A 16,510-nucleotide genomic window follows, 5' to 3' on the forward strand; every position below is an offset into this window, starting at 1 on the left:
CAAGAATGAACCAATGACGGTCTACCTGCGTTCACTTGAAACTGCTGTTCCGCCCACCGTGCTGGTCCAGACCGAAGCCCGGGACGTTTTTGCAGCTCAGCCTGGCCTGACCAGGCTGGGCTCGCGGCTGGTGAATACCTGTTTCGATTCAGCCGCCATCGATACGCGCCATACCGCCGTCGAAGAAATGACTATGGCGTTCCGTTCGGATTCTCCGCAGTTCTTTGATCCCGCCACCGGCCTGCTCCTGAACCCCACCACCAAGGTGCGCAACGAGATCTTCGCCAGGGAGGTCACCAAACTTTTCATCGAGTCCGCCCGGGCTGCCGTGGACGCCTGCCCGGATCTGTCCTTGCTTGACATAACCCACGTCATTACCGTCTCCTGCACAGGATTCTTCAACCCCGGTCCTGATTATAAGATCGTCCGCGCGTTGGGGCTGGACCCGGCCGTCCAGCGTTATCACCTCGGATTCATGGGCTGCTATGCCGCCTTTCCGGCGCTGCGGGCCGCCAAGTCGTTCTGCGAAGCAGATCCGCAGGCCGTTGTGCTGGTGGTCTGTGCCGAGCTGTGCTCCCTGCATGTGCGGACCTCGAACGATCCTGACACCATCATGGGTTCGGCGCTGTTCGCCGACGGCGCGGCGGCAGCCGTCATTACGGCCCGGAACAATCCGGACGCACCTGCCCTGATGCAACTGGACCACTTCGAAACCGTCCTTACGCCGGTGGGCGAGGAATCCATGGCCTGGAACATCGGCGACCACGGCTTTGAGATGGTGCTGGGCAACTACGTCCCCCACATCATCGACGATCACATCATCGGCGCCCTGGCACCGCTGCTGGCCCGGGATCCCGCGCTGCGTGGGCTCCCCTACCGGGACATCCGCCATTGGGCCATCCATCCCGGCGGCCGGAGCATCCTTGACAAGGTCCAGACGCGCCTTGAACTCACCGACGAGCAACTCGTTCCGGCACGTGATACTTTGCGGGACTACGGCAACATGAGCAGCGCCACCGTGCTGTTTGTCCTCAGGCACATCCTGGAGCAGCCGCCGGTGGAGGGTGAGGAACGCATCTGCTCCATGGCGTTCGGCCCCGGACTCACGGTGGAGACCGGGCTCTTCACGAAACTCCGCCAGGCAGCCACCGGGAAGCGGGCGGTGCAGCCGGAGGCGGCCTCGTCGCTGGTCTGAACTGTGTCCCTGATGCGGCAAAGGGCTGCGGACGCAGTGGAAATGATGGACCTGCCGGACTGTGATCCCACCAAACTGGAGCTCACGTACCGGCAATTCGAGCTGGTGAACCGGCTCTTCTCCGGCTGGCGGCAGCTGTACCGCCGCGAGCTTCGCCCTCTGCTCTCCCACGACACTGAAACCACGCTCCTCGACATAGGATGCGGCGGTGGGGACCTGGCACGCCAGCTCGCCCTCTGGTCCGCCCGGGACAAACTGCTCCTCGAGGTCACCGGCATTGACCCGGACGCCAGGGCATACAGCTACTCGTCACGCCGCCCCCACCACGTCTCAGTCCGGTTCCGCCAGGCGGACAGTGCCGACCTGGTCCGCGAAGGCCGCCGGTTCGACGTCGTTATCTCGAACCACGTCATCCACCACCTCCAACCAGGAGACCTGGCTCAGCTCCTGGCAGATTCGCAAGCCCTGGCGCGCCGGATTTCCCTGCACAACGACCTCCGCCGGAACATCGCAGCCTACGCACTTTTCTCCCTGGCGGCCCTCCCCTTCCGCAGCTCGTTCATCCGTGCGGACGGCCTGACCTCAATCAGGCGCAGCTACACCCCGGCAGAACTCACCGCCGCCGCTCCCCCGGGCTGGCAGGTGGAGCGCCACTCCCCTTTCCATCAGGTCCTCATGCTCTGTCCGGACCATCCCGATGGCTGACGTGGTGATCGTCGGCGGCGGACCCGTGGGTCTGTATCTCGCCGCCCTGCTGCTTCAGGAAGGCGTCGCGGTCCAGGTCCTTGAACAGCGGCTCCACCGGGAACACCACTCGCGGGCCATCGGCATCCATCCCCCCGCCCTCGCGGCGCTGGACAGGGCAACGGTGGCCAGCGCCATGGTTGATGCCGGCGTGCAGATCCGCGGCGGCATCGCAGTCAGCGGCGCGGAGACCGTGGGGTCAATGTCTTTCGTGTCGGTCTCGGAGCGCTTCCCGTTTGTCCTGTCGCTCGCCCAGGTCACAACGGAATCCCTGCTGGAGCAGCGTGTACACGAACTCGACGGTGCGGCGCTCGTCAGGGGCGCCCGGGTGACGGAAATAGCGGACGACGACGGACTGGTCACCGTCCGAGCTGCCGCCACCAAGACGGGCGGTGCCGGCACCCGGATCACCTCACGGCTTTTGGTCGCCGCCGACGGCTCGCGGTCCCTGATGCGCAGCCTGCTGGGCATCCCGGCCACGTCCCGAACCTATCCCGACCATTATGTGATGGGTGATTTCGAAGGTACCGGCGAAAACCTGAACGAAGCCGTCCTGTACCTCGAAGCCGAAGGGATAGTGGAATCCTTTCCGCTGCCGGGCGGTCTCCGCCGCTGGGTAGTGAGGATTCCCCGGCCCGAACCGGTCCCGGACGCCGTCGAACTGGCACGGATGGTCCACCACCGCACGGGGATCCGGCCGGACCCGGCCACCAACACCATGCTCAGTTGCTTCAGCCCGCGCTCCACGGTGGCGTGCCGATCAGTCGCGGGGCGGGCGGTCCTGATCGGTGATGCTGCCCATGAAATAAGCCCCATCGGCGGCCAGGGCATGAACCTTGGCTGGCTGGACGCGGCGGAACTCGCGCCGATCATCTGTGATGCCCTGTCGGGGAAACCGGTTGGCCAGCTCCTGCACGCCTATTCCGCCCGGCGTCGTAAAGCCGTCTCGGTGGCGCGATGGCAGTCAGAAGTGAACATGACGCTGGGGCGCCCGCTGGCGCAGCCGTTCCTGGCGTTGAGGAACCACGCAGTCAGCGCGGTGTCCGGCATTCCGGCGGCCAACAGGCTGGTGGCCCGCCGGTTCACCATGCAGTAACCCCGCGCCGGAGGGCGCCGGGTCAGGAGTTCACGAAGTAGCAGTCGTAACTGTCCTGGCTGATGATCAGGCCGTCACGGACTTCAAAGACCGACGACGTCCGGGCGCGGATGGTCTCCCCGGCATCCCAGTACCGCAGGTCCATCAGCGTCCTCGCCGACCAGTCGGCCTCCACCACAACCCGACCGCCTTCGCAGGTAGTGCGGCGGATCTCGAACTTCTGGTCCGCCACTACTTCGCCGCTTTGATCGAGGCCAGCCATCGCCTGGTCCCGCGTCCGCGTGGAGCCTTCAGCCGCGAGCAGATGCGGCGCCTCGACCAACACGAAGTCCGCAGCGAGGAAACGGCCGATGGCCCCGCCGTCACCGCCGGCTTCCAGGGTCCGGATAAAGTCCAGGACAAGTTCCAGTGAGTTGGGTTCGGACGCAATCAGTTCAGCCATGGCATCGACATTAGCCGACGCGGCCGACGCCCTGCGGCGTCCACCGCTAGGCTTTCCGCATGACCGCTGTATCACCGCCCACTTCATTCACTCCTGCGCACCTGAGGGAACGGGTGCAGGAAATCCTGTCTGCGGGATCGCTGCCGCCCATCGTCCAGGCCGGGAATCCCGTACTCCGCCAGCGGGCCGCGTCCTTCGACGGCCAGATCAGCGCCGGCGAGCTGGACCAGTTGATTGCCCTCATGCGCGAAGTGATGCACGAAGCCCCTGGTGTGGGGCTGGCCGCCCCGCAACTCGGAATCCCGCTGCAGCTGGCAGTCCTTGAGGACCAGTACGACGTCGACCCCGAGGCCGCTGCACTGCGGCACCGTAGCCCGCTGGAGTTCCTCACCATCATCAACCCGCACTACACGGCCGTCGGAGCGGAAAGCGCCGCGTTCTTCGAGGGGTGCCTCTCCCTGACCGGCCTGCAGGCAGTGGTAGTACGGCCAGAACGGGTGCTGCTCCGGTTCGACACCCCCGGAGGCCTGGCGTCGGAACGGGAATTCGAGGGCTGGCAGGCGAGAATTGTGCAGCACGAAACCGATCACCTCCATGGCACCCTCTACGTTGACCGCGCCGAGTTGAGGTCCTTGAGCTCTAACGCCGAGTACGCCGCCAACTGGGCCGAGCCGGGGATCGGAAAGGCCCGTGCGGCCCTGGGCTTCCTGCCCGAGAATCCCTGACGCGCCTGCACGCCAGCACGCCTCCTCGTCACTCCGGCGGTGCGTCGGTCGGGAGGAACCGGGCCCACCAGCGCAGGATGTGCTCGAATCTCTGACGCCGGTGCTGCGGCCTGCCTGACCGGGAAAGTTCATGGTCCTCGCCCGGGAACACCAGCAGCTGGGCTTCCACACCCCGCCGCTTCAGGGCCGTGAAATACCGCTGGCCCTGCTCCAGCGGACACCTGAGATCGTTTTCGCTGTGGATGACCAGCGTCGGGGTCTGCGCGTTGCCCACGTGTTCGAACGGGCTTTGCGCGGCGACCTCCATCGTTGAGCTGCCGAGATATTCGCTGCCGAAGTACCAGCCAATGTCGGCCGAGCCCTCGAAACTGACCGGGTCCAGGAATCCACGCTCCACAATGGCACCCCGGAACCTGTGGTGGTGCGCGATGGTCCAGGCGGTCAGGTATCCGCCGTACGAGCCGCCCATGATGCCCAGCCGGCCCGCGTCCAGCGCCGGAAATTTGGCCAGCGCCCCGTCCAGGAACGCGAGGACATCCTCCATATCGTCGGTGCCAAAGCGGCCCTTGATGGCCAGCCCGTGTTCCCGGCCGTAGCCAGCAGAGCCGCGCGGATTGCACATCAGCACGGCATAGCCCGCAGCCGCGTACACCTGGGCTTCGTCGAACAGGGCAACGGTGAACTGGGCAAACGGCCCGCCATGGATGTTCAGCAGGACCGGGTGCGGACCCTTGCCCGCAGGCCTGACGAGCCAGCCATGGACGGGATAGCCATCGGGCGCCTCAAACGTCAGCTCCTGTGGAACCACAATGTCCGTCTGTGTCCGCAGAACGGCCGAAAAGTCTGTCAGCAGCCGCAGCTGCCCGTCGTCGAGCACTCCGACGTCCCCCTGGGTGGACGGATCGCCGAATACGACGAGCAGCGAACCACCCGCCCAGGCAGCCCCCGTCACCACCTTGTCACCGTGCACCAGCAGGGCATGCCCGCCCGTCGCCCCCAGCTCGAGGAGCTCAACCGAGCCTTGCGCGTTGTTCAGGACCAGGGCGTGGTCCGGGCCGCGGAGCTCAATCCGCGCACCCGGGGCGGCAACGTCCATCAACTCAGGATCGGTCAGTGCAGCCGGCATGCCGCCGTCAGTCGCTACGCAGTACAGCACGGCGTTACGTGCCACGAAGTCCCGGCCCGAAGCGCCGAGGTCCCGGGCAATGTAGAACAGCCATTTGCCGTCCCGGGACTGCCGGACCTCCGAGACGGTTTGAGGTGCGGCTACTCCCTTATCCACCGGGAGGGGGTCGCCGCCGGTGACCGGCACCCTGTAGATCAAGGTGGCCAAGTCGTCGTCGTTCTCCGGCGGTGCTGCCACGAAGTAGACGGCTGATCCGTCTGCACTGAAAACTCCGGAGCTGGCGTCCGTGGCGAGCGATGTCAGCTGCCGGGCCTCCGGCAGCGACGGAGCCGCAGGCGGTGCCAGCGGTTCGCCGCTGAGTTCCGGGACGTCCACGATGAACAGCTGCTGCGGCTTGTCGCGCGTGTAGCCAACGCTGTTCAGCCTGTACTGGTAGGAGGAGATCAGCCGTGGGGCCTCCGCCTCCGCGGTGATGGCTTCGCTTTTGCCGTACCGTCCGGCCTCGGGCTCGCGGGAGCTGAAGACTATCCGGTGCGAATCAGGAGACCAGGCGAAGGATTCCACTCCGAGCAGCCTGTCGGTAATGACCTGGGGTTCACCGCCGCCGGCCTCCACCACGACGAGCTGCGCTTTCGATGATGGTCCGCCTGTCCGGAGGAAGGCGAGGACCAGTCCATCAGGAGAGAACGCAGGGCCGGTGTCCCGGAAGCCCCTGGTTATTCGGCGCGGCAGCTGCTCCTGGTTCAGCGGGATGTTCCACAGCTGGCCCACGTAGGAATCAGCAGTGAAATCCGGCCTGGTCACCGACACAGCAGCACGGCTGCCGTCCGGGTGAACGGCCGGCGCGGAGACGGAATTGAGCAGCGGGAGGTGTTCTGGCTTCACCCACGTGAGCCTAACGTGCGGCTTTCCCCCACGCGAACATGCGGCCGGACCACTCGCGCGGGCTCCGCGCCGGCCCGCTCCCCGCCCTAAGATGGTCCGTATGCCATCAAGCCCTCGCCCTCCGCTGCGCTGCCCCGTGTGCGGCGCAGCACTGAATGTCCGGGTCGGGCCGGGTGACGCGGCCCGCAAGGCCTTGGTTTGCGGATCCGGGCACGGCTTCGACGCGGCGAAGCAGGGCTATTTCAACCTGCTGGTGGGCAAGGGGACAGTCTTTGAAGCCGACACCGCAGAGATGGTCGCGGCCCGGTTCGCTTTCCTCGACCGCGGGCATTACCACCCCCTGGCAGACGCCGTCGCGGCCGCCGTCGTGCCCGGGATAACCCCGGGCGAACCATTCACAGTCCTCGATTCGGGTACGGGGACCGGCCACTATCTCAGGGTGGTGCTGGATGAGGTGCAGCGGCGCACGGCCAGCTACGCCGCCGTCGCGCTCGACATCTCCAAGTTCGCGCTCCGCCGCGCCGCGCGCCTCAACCCCGAGGCCATCAGCCTGGCCTGCGATGTGTGGCAGCCGCTCCCGGTGGCCGACGCCGCCGTCGACGCCATCACGGTGATCTTCGCTCCACGCAACGCCGCCGAATTCGCCCGGGTCCTCCGCCCCGGCGGAAGGCTGGTGGTGGTGACGCCGCGCGCCGGACACCTGGCCGCGGTTGCCGCCCAGGCAGGGATGCTGTCCATTGAGGACGACAAGGACGCGCGGCTGGCAGAATCCCTCTCGCCGCACTTCGCCGCCGAGTCCACCCGGGACCTGGATATCCTGATGATGCTAACGCCCAGCGAGGTGGCTGACTTGGCCTTCATGGGTCCGGCCGGGCACCACTTGGACCGCACGGCCATTGCGGCCAAAATCGGGAGCGGCGGGGTGTCGACCCAGGTGGAGGCACGATTCCGGATCACGGTCTTCCGTCCGGCACGGTCCGCACCGTAACGACTTGGCCACGTTCAACCGCTGCCCTTCACGCAACCTGCCGTCCTGCTTTCCGGCGGACTAGGATAAATAGACAGCTACCGAATGGTCAAGGGGGACGGAATGTTTGAATGGCTCGGCGAAAACTGGTGGGCCCTGTGGCTCACCGCCTTCCTCGCGTTCGCAGTGATCGAAATGATCACCCTTGACCTGTTCTTCATCATGCTCGGCGGCGGAACACTTGCCGCGCTCGTCGCAGATTTTGCCGGCGCTGACCTGTGGCTGCAGATTGTGGTGTTCTGCGTCGTCTCACTGCTGATGATCGCCTTTGTCCGCCCGGTGGCACTAAGCCACCTGAAAATAGGACCCGCCGACCAGCGCACCAACATAGACCGGCTCATTGGCGAGCAGGCCTTGGTGATGGAAGCAGTCAGCTCCACCGGTGGCCTCGTCAAGATCGGGGGCGATGTCTGGAGCGCCCGGTCCTCCGGCGGCGTCCTGCCTGCCGGTCAGAAGGCAGTGGTCTCCGCCATCGACGGGGCCACGGCTGTTGTTTCCGCCCAGCCGGAGCAGGCCACTCAGACCTAAGTACAGCCTAACAATTGGGGAATAGGAGTCGTATGGATAACGCAGGAGGAGCCGCCCTGGCCATTGTGCTGGTGGTCCTGATCGTGTTCGTGATCATTGTCTTGGTCCGCTCGGTGCGGATTATCCCGCAGGCGAGGGCCGGCGTCGTTGAACGGCTCGGCAAGTACCAGCGGACCCTTAACCCGGGACTCACCATCCTGATCCCGTTTGTGGACCGGCTCCTGCCGCTCCTGGACCTGAGGGAGCAGGTGGTGTCCTTTCCACCGCAGCCGGTCATCACCGAAGACAACCTGGTGGTGTCCATCGACACTGTGGTGTACTTTCAGGTCACTGATCCGCGCGCAGCCACCTATGAGATTGCCAATTACATCCAGGCCGTGGAGCAGCTCACCACTACCACCCTGCGTAACGTTGTGGGTGGCCTGAACCTGGAAGAGGCGCTCACATCCCGCGACCAGATCAACGGCCAGCTGCGCGGTGTCTTGGACGAGGCAACCGGCCGCTGGGGCATCCGGGTCTCGCGCGTGGAGCTCAAGGCCATTGACCCGCCCCACTCGATCCAGGACTCGATGGAGAAGCAGATGCGGGCCGAGCGAGACCGCCGCGCCGCGATCCTCACGGCCGAAGGCACCAAGCAGTCCGCCATCCTCACGGCCGAGGGCCAGCGGCAAGCATCAATCCTTGCGGCTGAGGGCGACGCCAAGGCGGCCATCCTCCGCGCAGACGGTGAGGCACAGGCCATCCAGAAGGTCTTTGACGCCATCCACAAAGGCAACCCCGACCAGAAGCTCCTGGCCTACCAGTACCTTCAGACGCTTCCGAAAATCGCAGAGGGATCATCAAACAAGCTGTGGATCATTCCCAGCGAAGTTGGCGAGGCACTCAAGGGCATCGGCCAGGCGCTCGGCGGTACCAATCCTGATCCGACCGCGGGCGGCGGCGGGCTGTTCGATGAGGAACCCGCTAAACAGCCGGGGTCCTGACACGGATTTGCCCTATACGGGGCGGGAGGGGATTCGCGCTTGGTCGCGGGTCCCCTCCCGTTTTGCGGCTAGGCCCCACGCCGGTATAATTCAGTATTTGTCCGGTCGGACCAGATCCGCTGGAACAAGAAAGCTTCGCAATGCGTTGAATCTTATGATGCAGCACAGTGCACACAGTAGTCCGGGGCGGTTATGCCGTTCCGGCTTGCGTGGAGTCCTGCTCCGCGAACCGACCAGAGGGAGAAAACATGAGCGATCGCAGCCTGCGGGGTATGCGCCTTGGCGCGCAGAGCATGGAGACCGAGTCCGGCGTTGAGCCGGCTCCGCGCCAGCGCGTCGAATACCGGTGCGAGGACGGCGAGCAGGTCTTCGTGACGTTCTCTTCAGAGGCTGAAATTCCTCCTGTGTGGGTTTCCAAGACCGGCAAGGAAGCGCTCCTTGTTGATGGCGAACGTCCGGACACCAGCAACGAAAAGGCTGTCCGTACGCACTGGGACATGCTTCTCGAGCGCCGTTCCCTTCCGGAGCTGGAGCAGATCCTCGAGGACCGGCTGACCATCCTGCGCGAACGCCGTGGCGAACGGCGCAGCGCCTGACCCCAGCGGCGGTCACGGCCTCCCACCGAGGTCATAGCGTCATCGATTGACGCGATCTGAACGATTGAGAAAGGGCGGGCCGGCAACGTGATCACGTTGCCGGCCCGCCCTTATCTTTTGTCCTAACGGCGTTGCAGGTCAGCCCTGTGCCGGATCCTTCTTGCCTGTGAGCTTGTTCCAGCGTGCCTGCAGGCCCCACCTGGTGACGTTGACCATAGCCTCAACAACAATGTTGCCGCTCATCTTTGACGCTCCGAGCTCGCGCTCCACGAACGTAATGGGGCGTTCCTCGATCCTGAGGCCCAGCTTGGCTACACGCCACGCCAAGTCAACCTGGAAGCCGTAGCCCACTGAATCGACAAGGTCGAGGTTCAGTTTTTCCAGCGTGGTCCGCCGGAAGGCGCGGTAGCCGCCGGTGACGTCCTTGATCTTCAGGCCCAGCATCAGCCGGGCGTACGTGCTGCCAGTGCGTGAAATCGCCTGCCGGTACAGCGGCCAGTTGACCACGCTGCCGCCGGGAACCCAGCGGGATCCCATGGCAAGGTCCGCGCCCTGTTCGACGGCTTCCAGCAGCTGGGGAAGCTGTTCGGGCTGGTGCGAGCCGTCCGCATCCATTTCCACCAGGACGTCGTAGCCTGCCTCGAGTCCCCATTTGAACCCGGCAATGTAGGCGGCTCCCAGGCCTGCCTTGCCTTTGCGGTGCAGGACGTGAACCTGCGGGTCCTCGGCGGCAAAGCCGTCCGCAAGCTGACCGGTGCCGTCCGGGCTGTTGTCGTCCACCACCAGTACGTCCGAGGCCGGTACGGCTGCGCGGAGGCGTTGAAGAGTCTTGGGCAGCGATTCCAGCTCGTTGTAAGTAGGAATGATGGTGAGGACGCGCACAAAGGGCCTTCCTGGACGGGAGCGGTCGGAGCGGCTGAACCGTAGCGGAGTAGCTGGCGGTCAGGCGCAACTACCTATTATAGGGCGCTTTATGGGGGCGCTGGCCGGTGTGTCCGGTCAGGAGCGCAGTGCCGGACTCGAATGCAGCTCCACGCCGTCCTTCACGGTCTGCAGGCACACCGGGTCCACGCCGGTATCAAGTGCCGGGAGAAGGGGCGTGCGGGCACGCGGATCCGTGCTCCAGGACTGGACGCGGCCGTCCGCCACCTGGACCATGAGCTCATCAGCATCCCAAACAGCGAAACTGGCTGGTGCGCCGGGAACCAGTTGCCCGGCCATAGGGTTGTGGTGCTTTGCTGCCCGCCACCCCGCGCGGGTGTGGCCGAGGAACGCTGCGCGGGCCGAGATCCGTTCAGCGTGGTTGTGGTGTTCCAGGCAGGCACGCACGCTGGACCACGGGCGCAGCGGTGTCACCGGGCTGTCGCTGCCGAAGCAGATAGGAACGCCGGCAGCATAGAACGAGGCAAACGGGTTCATGGAGCGGCTCCGGCTCCCCAGGCGCTGCTCATACATGCCGCCTTCGTTCCCCCAGTCAGCGTCGAAGCGTGGCTGGGCGCTGACGGTGACGGAGTAGCGGGCCAGCTGTTGCACTGATTTGGGGTCTGCGACTTCCACATGTTCGAAGCGGTGGCCGGCGGCACGGATCCGTTGCTCACCCACTTCGGCGGCCGCGAGTTCCAGTGCCTCCAGCGCGGCATCAAGTCCCGCGTCGCCGATGACGTGGAAGCCGCCCTGGATGCCCAGCAGCGAGCAGGCCGCCAGATGGGCGCCGGCCTGCTCTGCCGAGAGGTAGAGGCTGCCCCGCTCCCCCGCCGCGTCGCTGTAGCCGGCCCTCAGTGCCGCTGTCCTGGAGCCGACGGAACCGTCAATGTTCAGGTCGCCTGCCAGGCCGCGCACGGGTACGCCCAGTTCGTCCAGCAGCGCCCGGGCCTGCTCCTCGGAGGTGGCCAGTTCGCCCCAGTACGGCAGGATCTCCGGCATGGCCTCTCCGGCCGCGGTGTTCCACGCGGCGGCAAGGCGAAGGTCGGAAACTCCGCCGATATGCGGCGCGGCCATCTCCGCCAGTGCCACATAACCGTTTTCGGCCGCTTCGGTCAGGGCGCGCCGCTGGTAGGCCAGGAGGCTGGCCTCCGGGAGCCGCCGTGCTTCCTGGCGGGCCGCTGTATGGGCGGCCCGCTTCACTTGTGAACCCGCGCTGTAGCCGTCCAGCCCGCCAAGCCCGGCGGCGGCAGCCAAGGAGGAAGAGATCAACGCCGAATGCGCATCCACCCTGGCCAAGAACACGGGCCTGCCGCCGGCGGCCTGCTCAAGCTCCTCGGGCGCCGGCAGGGCCGGGTCCTCCCACGTGGATTCATCCCAGCCATGACCCAGCAGGGCGCCGTCGCCTTTGGCTGCGGCCACGGCATCGAGTAATTGCCGGGCGGAACGGATCCCGCCCAGCTGGAGGGAACCCAGTGCGATGCCGGTTTCCGTGAGGTGGACGTGGGAGTCAACAAACCCCGGCGCTACGAGGGCTCCATGGAGGTCGATGATCTCCATGGAGCTGTCGGCGATGGAGGATGCCGCCTGCTCGGAGCCGACCCAGGCAACGGTGTCGCCGTCAACGAGCATGGCCGTGGCAAAAGGGTCTGCTGCTGTGTAGACCGAGCCGTTGCGGTACAGGACCACCTTCCGCTCGTGCGGCGGGGGCGTGGTGGAACGTTCAGTGGTCATGCGGGCGAAGCTCCTGGGGTTAGGGGAAGAAGGCAGGCTGCCGGTGCATCAGAGCCGGGACATCAAAGTACGGAAGAGTAGGCCACGACGCCGCGGCGGATGAGTGATATTGCTTCTGTGCAAAGCCTGGAGACGCGCGGATCCAGGCCGGGAATCTTGGCGAGCTGGTCCAGGAGGTCGATGACCTGTTTGACCCAGCGGACGAAGTCGCCCGCCGCCAGGTCCGTGCCGTTGAGCACTTCCTGGAGGTGCCGTCCCTTGGCCCATTTGTACATCGGCCAGACAAGACCGAGTTCGGGTTCGGCAGTCAGCGGAAGTTTGTTCGCCTCTTCCACGTCCTCCAGGGCCGACCATTCCCGGATCACCACATCCACGGACGATTCAAGCGAGACGCTGGGCATCCGCGGGCGGAGGCCCCTGTCCTCGCGTTTGGCCTGGTAGACCAGGACGCTGGCCAGGGCCGCTACTTCGACGGCGTCCAGGTCGTTGAGTGCGCCCAGCCGCAGTGCTTGCGAAATCAGCAGGTCCTTCTCGCCGTAGATCCGGCGGAGACGCTGGCCGTCCGGGCTGATGGCCAGGCGCCCGTCAGCTCCTGCTTCCAGGTAGCCGTAGGCGGAAAGGACATCGCAGACGCGATCGAAGGTCTTCGCAATGGTGTTGGTCCGGCCCTGGATCTGCCGGACCAGGGCATCCGTCTCCCGGCGCAGCTTCCACCAGCGCTCAGACCAACGGGCGTGGTCTTCACGCTCGCTGCAGCCGTGGCAGGGGTGGGCCCGGAGCGCCCGGCGAAGCTCCGTGATGCGTTTCTCCTGATGGGGCAAAACGGACCCCATGCCAAAATCGGTGCTGCGGCCGGGGGCAGGCGGGCGGTTCTCGCGCAGCGCATTCCTGGCCGACGATGCGAGGTCACGCCGGGATTTCGGGACCTTTGCGTTGAACGACTTCGGAATCCGGATCCGTGTCAGGGGCGCGATAGGGCCCTCAAGGTCCTCGGTGCCGATTCGCCTGAGCTGGTTGTCGAGCGTCAGGATGGCAGGCCGGGGCTCCCTGCCGCTGTGGTCCGAGCTGAGCACAATCGCCGGCCCGGGCGCCCGCCCGCCCGGGACGTCCACCACGTCGCCGGGCATCAGCCGCGCCAGGGAGTCTTCATTCAGCGACTTATGAGCCCGGGACTTGCTGCGGGAGGTGACATTCTCGGCGTCGGACAGTTCACGGCGCAACCGGGCATACTCGGTGAAGTCTCCGAGGTGGCAGGTCATGGATTTTGCGTATCCCGCGAGGGACTCTTCGCGGCTGCGCACCTGCTTGGCAAGTCCGACAACGGACCGGTCAGCCTGGAACTGCGCGAAGGAGGATTCAAGGATTTCCCGCGCACGGGCGCGGCCAAACTGCGCCAACAGGTTAATGCTCATGTTGTACGTCGGCCGGAAGCTTGAGTTCAGCGGATACGTACGCCGCGAGGCGAGGCCGGCAACGGCAGCAGGGTCCGTGCCCGGCTGCCACAGGACAACGGCATGGCCTTCGATGTCGATGCCGCGGCGGCCCGCGCGGCCGGTCAGCTGCGTGTACTCCCCCGCGGTGATGTCCACGTGGGCTTCGCCATTGAACTTGTCGAGCTTTTCCAGGACCACGGAGCGGGCCGGCATGTTGACGCCCAAGGCCAGCGTTTCGGTGGCGAACACAGCCTTGACCAGGCCCTCGACGAATAGCTTCTCCACTACTTCCTTGAAGGTGGGAAGCATGCCGGCGTGGTGGGCCGCGAAACCACGCAGCAGGCCATCCCGCCACGTCCAGAAGCCGAGGACGTCCAGATCCTCCGACGGGATGTCCTGCCCGGCCTCATCAACGCGCTGCGCAATGATCTGCTGCTCCTTCTCCGTGGTCAGCCAGAGTCCGGACGAGACACATTGGGCAACGGCGGCATCGCAGCCTGCCCGCGAGAAGATAAACGTGATGGCGGGCAGCAGGTCCTGCCGGTCCAGGCTGGCAATTACTTGGGGCCGGCTGGCCTTCCGGACGGCGCCGGGCTGGGCTCCCTGCCGGGGGCGGTCCTCTGTCCGTTGCCGGTGCTGCCGGCGCTGGCTTCGTCCGCCGTGGCCAAAGCGTCCGACGAAACTTTGCTGGCCTTCGCTGCGGGCCATCCTGAGCAGGTCCGGATTGACCTCGAACCCCGGCCCGTCCGCGTCTTTGGTGGCCGCGGTGAGCCGCTCCTGGACCGGTAGTGGAGCTCCGGTCTCCGCATCCGCGGGCGGGGCGATTTCGTCGAAGGTGGTTTCTCCGGCGAACAGGTCCACGATGTCCCGGCCCACCATAACGTGCTGCCACAGGGGAACCGGGCGGTGCTCGGAGACGATGATGTCGGTGTCGCCGCGCACGGTATCCAGCCAGGCACCGAATTCTTCTGCGTTGGAAACTGTGGCGCTGAGGGAAGCTACCTGGACTTCGCTGGGGAGGTGGATGATGACTTCCTCCCAGACGGCACCACGGAAGCGGTCCGCGAGGTAGTGGACTTCGTCCATGACCACAAAGCCGAGGTCATCCAGGGTGTCCGAGTCCGCGTAGAGCATGTTCCGGAGGACTTCCGTGGTCATGACCACCACGGGGGCGTCGCCATTGATGCTGGTGTCGCCGGTCAGCAGACCGACGTTTTCCGCCCCGTACTTTTCGGAGAGTTCCGTGAATTTTTGGTTGCTCAGAGCCTTGATCGGGGTGGTGTAGAAGGCCTTGAGGTTTCGTTCCAACGCGAGATAGATGGCAAATTCGCCCACGATGGTTTTACCGGCACCTGTGGGGGCAGCCACCAGCACTCCCTTGCCGTCCTGGAGGGACCGGCAGGCGAGACGCTGGAATTCGTCAAGTTCAAAATCAAGGGTACGGACAAACCCGCCGAGGTAGGTGCCCGCTTCGGCCGTGCGTTCCGCGCTGGCCCGGTAGCTTTCAGAGGGCGAGAGTGGCCCGGAAATAGAGGACATGCCTCAAGCCTAGTGCGCCGCGCGCTACAGGTTCTTCAGTTCGCTGCCGGGCGTCGCGATGTCGGCTGTCGCGTCCGTCTCAGCTGCCTGTTTCGCCACGCGCTTGTCGCGGCGCTTGTCGTTGAAGATACACAGCCCGATCGCCGCGAAGAACAGAATCAGCAGCGGTGCAGCAAGCAGGAACATGGACAAAGCGTCCGTGCCCGGTGCGGCCAGTGCAGCCAGGACAAAGACCAGGAAGACGATAATCCGCCAGGCTTTGAGGATGGTCCGGCCCCTGACCACACCGGCCATGTTGATGCCGACCAGGATCACGGGGACCAGGAAAGAGATCCCGAGGATAAGCAACATCTGCGTGGCAAACGTCAGGTAGTCGGTGGCCGAAATGTTGTTGGCGCCGGTGGCGGGTGTGAACTGCAGCAGCGCCCTGACCACGGTGGGGAACACGAGCCAGGCTACAAACACACCGGCCAGGAACAGAGGCACAGCGGCCGCCATAAAGCCGAGCGTGTAGCCGCGTTCCTCCTTGGTCAGACCCGGGGTGATAAAAGCCCAAACCTGATAGATCCAGACAGGGCTGGAGATAACCAGCCCTATCTGGATGGCAATCTGGATCTTGAAGGCAAAAGGATCGGCGATGGTCGCAAAGTTCAGGACCGCGGTGCGCCCCGTATCACGGGCAATGGAAATCAGCGGGTCCGACAGGCTGGCCACGACTGGATCATAAAGGAACCAGCCGCCCACGCCAGCAACCAGCACAGCAATCGCCGATTTGATCAGCCGGTTCTTGAGCTCTTTGAGGTGGTCCCAAAGAGCCATCCGCCCCTCAGGGTTGGACTTACGGCCCCGCGTCAGTGCCACTTCGGGTTAGGCGCGGGTCGACGGCGGAACGTCAGTGCCGTCGGTCGGCTCACCGGGCTTCGCCGGCGGGTGGTTAACGATCTTGCCTTCCACCGGGCCGGAAGCCGTGTCGGTGGAGTCGGTTTTGCCGTCGTTCTTCATTTCCTTGACCTCGGACTTGATGATCCGCATGGACTGGCCAAGGCTGCGGGCCATGGCAGGGAGTTTGGGCGCGGCGAAAAGCAGCAGCGCAACGACGATGATAATGACAATTGGCCACGGGCCATCAAAGAGTCTTCCCACGGGAAATCCTTTCCTCTAACAACATCCTACGTCTAACTGAGATTGAGATCGCGAAGTGACTGGGGCTGGCCCCGATCGTGCTTACGCTGGACGCGCCTCTGGCGGCGGCCCTCCCGGCGGGATGACTTGGATGCGTCGTAATCATGACGCATCTGGGCCGGTGAGGCAAAAACAGCCGCACCGGGCGGAGCTGACCCTGGCGGCTGGGAGCCGTCATCGACGATTGCCGCTGCCGGCGCCAGGTGTGCCACTTTAGCTCCGGCGGCGCCCAGGTCCTTCATTACCGCCATGAACTGGCGGTACAGCCGGATGCCCAGGAGGACATAAAAGAGCAGGGAGAGCGCAATAAGCGCAATCCAGATCAGGATCCAGGACCACCAAGGCATGCTGACG

16 protein-coding genes are annotated in these 16,510 nt (G+C 65.2%); 8 read left to right on the top strand and 8 right to left on the bottom strand.

What is annotated here, in order from left to right; all coding sequences use genetic code 11:
- Nucleotides 1-13 precede the first annotated feature (13 nt).
- Genes ACVWY0_RS12780 through ACVWY0_RS12790 form a run of 3 tightly spaced genes read left to right on the top strand, consistent with a single transcriptional unit; the run spans nucleotide 14 to nucleotide 3,035 of the window.
- A complete protein-coding gene (locus ACVWY0_RS12780) occupies nucleotides 14-1,195 on the top strand; it encodes a type III polyketide synthase (protein WP_485837029.1) in 1,182 nt (393 codons plus the stop codon).
- Nucleotides 1,196-1,207: 12 nt separating this feature from the next.
- Nucleotides 1,208-1,900: a class I SAM-dependent methyltransferase gene (locus ACVWY0_RS12785; protein WP_485837030.1), complete on the top strand. Its 693-nt coding sequence runs from the start codon at nucleotides 1,208-1,210 to the stop codon at nucleotides 1,898-1,900.
- Nucleotides 1,893-3,035, top strand: coding sequence for an FAD-dependent oxidoreductase (locus tag ACVWY0_RS12790; protein ID WP_485837031.1), 1,143 nt, complete (start codon nucleotides 1,893-1,895; stop codon nucleotides 3,033-3,035). Before ACVWY0_RS12785 ends, ACVWY0_RS12790 begins: the two co-directional genes overlap by 8 nt.
- Before the next feature lie 22 nt (nucleotides 3,036-3,057).
- Here the strand turns inward: ACVWY0_RS12790 and ACVWY0_RS12795 are convergent, their stop codons facing one another.
- Nucleotides 3,058-3,477, bottom strand: a complete 420-nt coding sequence (locus tag ACVWY0_RS12795) for a nuclear transport factor 2 family protein (RefSeq protein ID WP_485837032.1) — start codon at nucleotides 3,475-3,477, stop codon at nucleotides 3,058-3,060.
- Between the two features lie 59 nt (nucleotides 3,478-3,536).
- On the opposite strand from ACVWY0_RS12795, the gene ACVWY0_RS12800 reads away from it, so the two are divergent.
- A complete protein-coding gene (locus ACVWY0_RS12800; RefSeq protein WP_485837033.1) occupies nucleotides 3,537-4,202 on the top strand; it encodes a peptide deformylase in 666 nt (221 codons plus the stop codon).
- A gap of 28 nt (nucleotides 4,203-4,230) precedes the next feature.
- Here ACVWY0_RS12800 and ACVWY0_RS12805 read toward each other — a convergent pair whose 3' ends face one another.
- Nucleotides 4,231-6,213: a S9 family peptidase gene (locus ACVWY0_RS12805; protein WP_485837034.1), complete on the bottom strand. Its 1,983-nt coding sequence runs from the start codon at nucleotides 6,211-6,213 to the stop codon at nucleotides 4,231-4,233.
- A gap of 100 nt (nucleotides 6,214-6,313) precedes the next feature.
- Between ACVWY0_RS12805 and ACVWY0_RS12810 the strand changes: the two genes are divergently transcribed.
- From ACVWY0_RS12810 to ACVWY0_RS12825, 4 genes are all read left to right on the top strand, one after another.
- Nucleotides 6,314-7,201, top strand: coding sequence for a methyltransferase domain-containing protein (locus ACVWY0_RS12810; RefSeq protein ID WP_485837035.1), 888 nt, complete (start codon nucleotides 6,314-6,316; stop codon nucleotides 7,199-7,201).
- 102 nt (nucleotides 7,202-7,303) lie between these two features.
- Nucleotides 7,304-7,768: an NfeD family protein gene (locus ACVWY0_RS12815; RefSeq protein WP_485837036.1), complete on the top strand. Its 465-nt coding sequence runs from the start codon at nucleotides 7,304-7,306 to the stop codon at nucleotides 7,766-7,768.
- A 32-nt stretch (nucleotides 7,769-7,800) separates the two neighbouring features.
- Nucleotides 7,801-8,751, top strand: coding sequence for an SPFH domain-containing protein (locus ACVWY0_RS12820; protein WP_485837037.1), 951 nt, complete (start codon nucleotides 7,801-7,803; stop codon nucleotides 8,749-8,751).
- A gap of 248 nt (nucleotides 8,752-8,999) precedes the next feature.
- Nucleotides 9,000-9,347: an RNA polymerase-binding protein RbpA gene (locus ACVWY0_RS12825; RefSeq protein WP_003802221.1), complete on the top strand. Its 348-nt coding sequence runs from the start codon at nucleotides 9,000-9,002 to the stop codon at nucleotides 9,345-9,347.
- Nucleotides 9,348-9,485: 138 nt separating this feature from the next.
- Here ACVWY0_RS12825 and ACVWY0_RS12830 read toward each other — a convergent pair whose 3' ends face one another.
- The 6 genes from ACVWY0_RS12830 to ACVWY0_RS12855 all read right to left on the bottom strand — a co-directional run bounded on the left by ACVWY0_RS12830 (nucleotide 9,486) and on the right by ACVWY0_RS12855 (nucleotide 16,503).
- The gene (locus ACVWY0_RS12830) at nucleotides 9,486-10,229 is read right to left on the bottom strand and encodes a polyprenol monophosphomannose synthase (RefSeq protein ID WP_485837038.1); all 744 of its coding nucleotides are present in this window, start codon (nucleotides 10,227-10,229) and stop codon (nucleotides 9,486-9,488) included.
- A gap of 117 nt (nucleotides 10,230-10,346) precedes the next feature.
- Nucleotides 10,347-12,002, bottom strand: coding sequence for an amidohydrolase (locus tag ACVWY0_RS12835; protein ID WP_485837039.1), 1,656 nt, complete (start codon nucleotides 12,000-12,002; stop codon nucleotides 10,347-10,349).
- A gap of 62 nt (nucleotides 12,003-12,064) precedes the next feature.
- Nucleotides 12,065-14,974: a DEAD/DEAH box helicase gene (locus ACVWY0_RS12840; protein WP_485837040.1), complete on the bottom strand. Its 2,910-nt coding sequence runs from the start codon at nucleotides 14,972-14,974 to the stop codon at nucleotides 12,065-12,067.
- 24 nt (nucleotides 14,975-14,998) lie between these two features.
- The gene (tatC, locus tag ACVWY0_RS12845; RefSeq protein WP_485837041.1) at nucleotides 14,999-15,793 is read right to left on the bottom strand and encodes a twin-arginine translocase subunit TatC; all 795 of its coding nucleotides are present in this window, start codon (nucleotides 15,791-15,793) and stop codon (nucleotides 14,999-15,001) included.
- Nucleotides 15,794-15,841: 48 nt separating this feature from the next.
- Entirely contained in the window at nucleotides 15,842-16,117 is a 276-nt protein-coding gene (tatA, locus tag ACVWY0_RS12850; RefSeq protein ID WP_056340008.1) for a Sec-independent protein translocase subunit TatA, read from the bottom strand.
- A gap of 32 nt (nucleotides 16,118-16,149) precedes the next feature.
- Nucleotides 16,150-16,503: a hypothetical protein gene (locus tag ACVWY0_RS12855; protein WP_485837042.1), complete on the bottom strand. Its 354-nt coding sequence runs from the start codon at nucleotides 16,501-16,503 to the stop codon at nucleotides 16,150-16,152.
- Between the last annotated feature and the right edge of the window lie 7 nt (nucleotides 16,504-16,510).

It is taken from the genome of Arthrobacter sp. UYNi723, from assembly GCF_054057635.1.

Excerpts from the sequence above, each read along its gene's own strand:
- ACVWY0_RS12815 (WP_485837036.1), top strand. The coding sequence starts at position 7,304 with ATGTTTGAATGGCTCGGCGAAAACTGGTGGGCCCTGTGGCTCACCGCC.
- ACVWY0_RS12795 (WP_485837032.1), bottom strand. The coding sequence starts at position 3,477 with ATGGCTGAACTGATTGCGTCCGAACCCAACTCACTGGAACTTGTCCTG.
- tatC (WP_485837041.1), bottom strand. The coding sequence starts at position 15,793 with ATGGCTCTTTGGGACCACCTCAAAGAGCTCAAGAACCGGCTGATCAAA.
- ACVWY0_RS12840 (WP_485837040.1), bottom strand. The coding sequence starts at position 14,974 with ATGTCCTCTATTTCCGGGCCACTCTCGCCCTCTGAAAGCTACCGGGCC.
- ACVWY0_RS12825 (WP_003802221.1), top strand. The coding sequence starts at position 9,000 with ATGAGCGATCGCAGCCTGCGGGGTATGCGCCTTGGCGCGCAGAGCATG.
- ACVWY0_RS12810 (WP_485837035.1), top strand. The coding sequence starts at position 6,314 with ATGCCATCAAGCCCTCGCCCTCCGCTGCGCTGCCCCGTGTGCGGCGCA.
- ACVWY0_RS12785 (WP_485837030.1), top strand. The coding sequence starts at position 1,208 with ATGCGGCAAAGGGCTGCGGACGCAGTGGAAATGATGGACCTGCCGGAC.
- ACVWY0_RS12800 (WP_485837033.1), top strand. The coding sequence starts at position 3,537 with ATGACCGCTGTATCACCGCCCACTTCATTCACTCCTGCGCACCTGAGG.
- ACVWY0_RS12780 (WP_485837029.1), top strand. The coding sequence starts at position 14 with ATGACGGTCTACCTGCGTTCACTTGAAACTGCTGTTCCGCCCACCGTG.
- ACVWY0_RS12835 (WP_485837039.1), bottom strand. The coding sequence starts at position 12,002 with ATGACCACTGAACGTTCCACCACGCCCCCGCCGCACGAGCGGAAGGTG.
- ACVWY0_RS12790 (WP_485837031.1), top strand. The coding sequence starts at position 1,893 with ATGGCTGACGTGGTGATCGTCGGCGGCGGACCCGTGGGTCTGTATCTC.
- ACVWY0_RS12855 (WP_485837042.1), bottom strand. The coding sequence starts at position 16,503 with ATGCCTTGGTGGTCCTGGATCCTGATCTGGATTGCGCTTATTGCGCTC.
- ACVWY0_RS12820 (WP_485837037.1), top strand. The coding sequence starts at position 7,801 with ATGGATAACGCAGGAGGAGCCGCCCTGGCCATTGTGCTGGTGGTCCTG.